Origin of the sequence: Clavibacter sp. MX14-G9D (genome assembly GCF_032917815.1) — a bacterium.
In the GTDB taxonomy this organism is placed as follows: Bacteria; Actinomycetota; Actinomycetes; order Actinomycetales; family Microbacteriaceae; genus Clavibacter; species Clavibacter michiganensis_K.
In genome coordinates, this window is sequence record NZ_JAVCVL010000219.1 from 1 (window position 1) to 4,387 (window position 4,387).

Below are 4,387 nucleotides of genomic sequence, written 5' to 3' on the forward strand. Positions count from 1 at the left end.
GAGCCGGCCCGCGACGGCGACCGCCGCCGCCGCCGCAGCCGGCGCCGTGCCGGTGCCCGCCGGATCCTCGTCCCTCCGCGCCGTCGTCGGCGACCGCCTGCTCTTCGTCGACGTCGCCCGCGTGGACCGGGACGGCCGCGACCTCGGCACCGTCGTCGTGCTGCGCGACGAGACCGACATCGAGGCGATGAGCCGCCGCCTCACGGCCGTCACGGCGATGTCCACCGCGCTCCGCGTGCAGCGGCACGAGTTCGCGAACCGCCTGCACGTCGTCCGCGGCCTCGTCGCCACGGGCCGCGTGGACGAGGCCGACAGCTACCTCGCGGGCGTGCTCGAGCAGGGCCCCGTGGCGTTCCCCACGGTGGACGCGGGGCTCGTCGACGAGCCGTACCTGCAGGCGTTCCTCGGGGCGAAGGCCATGGAGGCGGAGGAGCGGGGCGTGAGCCTGCGCGTCGGGCCCGGGACGCTCGTCCGCGGGTTCCTCGTGCGGCCCGAGGAGGTCACCACGGTCCTCGGCAACCTCGTCGACAACGCCGTGCACGCGGCCGTGCGCGGATCCCGGACGGACCGCTGGGTGGAGGTCGAGGCGCTCGACGACGGGGCCGACCTGCACCTCGCGGTCTCCGACTCCGGCGACGGGCTCGCGGGATCCGACGTGGGCCGCGTCTTCCAGCGACGGGCCGACGACGTGGGCGCGGCCGCCGAGGCCGTGGCGGCGGGCGGCGCGCCGGGAGGCGGCGGGGCGGACGGCCGCGGGGGCGCCGATCCCGCGCACGGACTCGGCTTCGGCCTGCCGCTCGTGCGCGACATCGCCCGGCGCGACGGCGGGGACGTCTGGGTCGCGGACCCGGGCGGACCGCCGCACCGTGCCGACGCCGGTGCCGTCTTCTGCGCCCGGCTGCAGGGCGTGGTCGAGCCGCCCGACACCGACACCGACACCGCCACCGATGACCGTGCCGACCCGAACGGAGCCCCCGCGTGACCGACGACCTCACCGTCCTCATCGTCGACGACGACTTCCGGATCGCCCGCCTGCACGAGGGGATCGTCGCCCAGGCGCCCGGGTTCCGTCCCGTCGGCACCGCGAGCAGCGTGCGCGCGGCGCTCGCCGTGCTCGACTCCGAGCGCCCCGACCTGGTGCTCCTCGACGCCTACCTGCCCGACGGCAGCGGCGTCGACCTCGTGCGGCGCATCGAGCCCGACGTGATCCTCGTGACCGCCGCCGACGACGCCGCGACCGTCCGCCGCGCCCTCCGCGGCGGGGCCGTCTCGTACCTCGTGAAGCCCTTCGCGCCGGAGCTGCTCACCGCGCGCCTCGCGGCCTACGCGGCCTTCCGGGCCGGGCTCGCGACCGACCGGCCGCTCGACCAGGCGGGCATCGACCGCGCCATCCAGGCGCTGCGGCCCGGCCGGGCCTCCGCCCAGGCACGCCCGGCGACCGAGCAGGCCGTGCTCGACGCCCTCTCGGCCGCGGACGAGGAGCTGAGCGCCCCCGAGATCGCGGAGCGGGTGGGCGTCTCCCGCGCCACCGCGCAGCGCTACCTCGGCGCGCTCGCCCGCGACCGCGTCGTGGACGTGCAGCTCAACTACGGATCCACCGGCCGCCCCGAGCACCGGTACCGGATCCTCCGACCCCGCTAGGGCCGGGGGCGGATGCCCGATCCGACGCGAGCGGCCGGACCGCCGGACGGCGGACGACGGCCCGGCCCCGCGCGTGCAGGACCGGGCCGTCGAGGAGGGCAGGAGGAGCGGATCAGCTCCCGACGGCCACCGGCAGCGGCACCTCGTCGGCGGCGAGCTCCTCGCTCGTGGCACCGAGGACCTCGCGGACGGACGCGCGGATGATGGCGAGGCCCTCCTCGATCTGCTCGTCGCTGATGGTGAGGGCGGGCAGCACCTTCATGACGGTGCCGCCGGCGCCGCTGGTCTCCATGAGCATGCCGCGCTCGAACGCCGCCCGGCAGACCGCGCCGGCGAGGTCGCCCGTGGGGAACTCGATGCCGCGCGCGAGGCCGCGGCCGCGCACCTTCAGCTGCATGTCCGGCGCGACGGAGGTCGCGATCTCGGTGAAGACCTCGTGGATCCGCGCGCCCTTGCGGAGCGTGGACGCCTCGAGCTCGCCGTCGGTCCAGTACCGCCGCAGCGCCTCGGCGCCGGTGAGGAACGCGGGCGCGATGCCGCGGAAGGTCCCGTTGTGCTCGCCCGGCTTCCACTGGTCGAGCTCCGGCTTCAGCAGCGTGAGGGCCATGGGGAGGCCGTAGCCGCCGATGGACTTGGAGAGCGTGACGATGTCGGGGACGATGCCGGACTCCTCGAAGCTGAAGAACCCGCCCGTGCGGCCGCAGCCCATCTGCACGTCGTCGACGATGAGCACGATGCCGTGGCGCGTGCAGAGGTCGCGGAGCGCGCGCAGCCACTCGGCGCTCGCGACGTTGATGCCGCCCTCGCCCTGCACGGTCTCGACGATGACGCCGGCCGGCCGGTCGAAGCCCGAGCCCGAGTCGTCGAGGAGCTTCGCGAAGTACGCGAGGCTGTCGGTCTCGCCGCCGAGGTAGCCGTCGAACGGGACGGCGACCGCGTGGTGCAGCGGGTGCCCGGCGCCGCCGCGCTTCAGCGCGTTGCCGGTGACCGCGAGGGCGCCCTCGGTCATGCCGTGGAACGAGTTGGTGAAGTGCACGATCGTGGTGCGGCCGGTGACCTTGCGGGCGAGCTTCAGCGCGGCCTCGACGGCGTTCGCGCCGCCCGGGCCGGGGAACATGATGCGGTAGTCGAGACCGCGCGGCTGGAGGATGACGTCCTGGAACGTCTGCAGGAAGTCGCGGCGGGCCTCCGTGAACATGTCGAGGGAGTGCGTGACGCCGTCGCGCAGGATGTAGTCGACCAGCTTCTGCTTGAGCGTTGGGTCGTTGTGCCCGTAGTTGAGGGCTCCGGCGCCGGCGAAGAAGTCGAGGTAGCGGTCGCCGTCGGCCGTGAACATCTCGCTGCCCACGGCGCGGTCGAACACGACCGGCCAGCCGCGGCTGTAGCTCCGGACCTCGGACTCCATCTGCTCGAAGATCGTCATGCCGTGTCGCTCCTTGGTTCTCATCGGCGACCCGCGGGGATCGCCGCACGTCGGGCGGGGCTCGTGGCTCCGGGCGACGGGGAAGGCGCTGCGATGCGCAGCCCCTCCATCGTCGCACCTCCCTCCGTCATCGCGGGAATCCCCCACGTGGGGGATTCCCGCGTGAGGAGACGGATAGGGTCGCGGCATGGCCGATCCCGACGACCTCGATCCGCTCGGAGCCCCGGGGACCGCGATGCTGCGGGTGGGCGACCGGCTGGTGCGGCACCGCGTGACGGGCGCCGGGGATCCGCTCCTCCTCCTGCACGGCATCGGCCGCAGCCTCGAGGACTGGGACGAGCAGCACGCGCGCCTCTCCGACGCGCACGAGCTGCACAGCCTGGACCTGCCCGGATTCGGCTGGTCGGATCCCGTCGACGGGCCCTCCACGCTCGTCGCCCTCGCGGACGCCCTGCCCGCGTACCTCGACGCCGCGGGCGTGCGCGGCCGGGTGACCGTGGTCGGCAACTCGCTCGGCGGCGCCGTGGCGATGACGCTCGCGACCCGCCACCCGGAGCGCGTGCGGGCGCTCGTCCTCGCCGACAGCGCGGGCTTCGGCCGGGAGGTCACGGTGGGGCTCCGGCTCCTGGCCTTCGATCCGCTCGCGACCCTCGTGCTCCGCCCCACGCCCGGCAACTCGCGGCGCTCCACCCGCAGCGTCTTCCACGACCCCGCCCTGACCACCGCCGAGCGCGTGCGCCACGCCCAGGCGCTCTCGGCCCGTCCGGCCCATGCGGCCACCATGCTCGAGGTGGCCCGCGACCTCGGGACCGTCCGCGGCGTCAGCTCCGGGTGGCGCCGCCCCCTGGTGGAGGCGGTGCGCGCGTCGGGCCTGCCCGTGCTCGCGGTGTGGGGCGACCGCGACCGGATCCTCCCCGCCACCCACCTCCGCGGCGTCGCGCGCGAGCTCCCCGACGCGCGCCTGGAGCTGATCTCCCGCTGCGGCCACATGCCCCAGATCGAGCGCCCCGACGTCTTCGCCGGCCTCGTCCGCCGCTTCGCGGCGTCCCTGCCCCCGGAACCCGCGGCGCCCTGAGGACGGGCCGCGCGCGGGCGGGAGGGCGGTCCCTATCGTGAGCGTCCTCATCGATCCGGTACCAGCCGATCGCCCCCTCCTGCAGAACGGACACCTCCGTGCGCCCACGTCCCGCCCTGTCCTCCCGCCGCGTCCCCGCGACCGTCGCCGCCTGCGTGCTCCTCTGCCTCGGGGCCGGCTCCCCGGCGCTCGCGGCGTCGACGCCCGCACCCGCGACCCCGCCCGGCGCGTCGCTCGCCGGCACCTCG

4 protein-coding genes are annotated in these 4,387 nt (G+C 75.6%); 3 read left to right on the forward strand and 1 reads right to left on the reverse strand.

The window, feature by feature from the left end; translation table 11 throughout:
• A partial coding sequence (locus Q6969_RS13405) for an ATP-binding protein (protein ID WP_317230883.1) occupies positions 1-982 on the forward strand: 982 nt, incomplete at its 5' end.
• Positions 979-1,641 (forward strand): response regulator, encoded by a 663-nt coding sequence (locus Q6969_RS13410; protein ID WP_317230884.1) that lies wholly within the window; start codon positions 979-981, stop codon positions 1,639-1,641. The genes Q6969_RS13405 and Q6969_RS13410, both read left to right, overlap by 4 nt.
• A 112-nt stretch (positions 1,642-1,753) precedes the next feature.
• Here the strand turns inward: Q6969_RS13410 and ectB are convergent, their stop codons facing one another.
• Positions 1,754-3,064, reverse strand: coding sequence for a diaminobutyrate--2-oxoglutarate transaminase (gene ectB / locus Q6969_RS13415; protein ID WP_317230885.1), 1,311 nt, complete (start codon positions 3,062-3,064; stop codon positions 1,754-1,756).
• 187 nt (positions 3,065-3,251) lie between these two features.
• On the opposite strand from ectB, the gene Q6969_RS13420 reads away from it, so the two are divergent.
• Positions 3,252-4,139 (forward strand): alpha/beta fold hydrolase, encoded by an 888-nt coding sequence (locus Q6969_RS13420; RefSeq protein ID WP_317230886.1) that lies wholly within the window; start codon positions 3,252-3,254, stop codon positions 4,137-4,139.
• Positions 4,140-4,387: the final 248 nt, after the last annotated feature.

Excerpts from the sequence above, each read along its gene's own strand:
- ectB (WP_317230885.1), bottom strand. The coding sequence starts at position 3,064 with ATGACGATCTTCGAGCAGATGGAGTCCGAGGTCCGGAGCTACAGCCGC.
- Q6969_RS13420 (WP_317230886.1), top strand. The coding sequence starts at position 3,252 with ATGGCCGATCCCGACGACCTCGATCCGCTCGGAGCCCCGGGGACCGCG.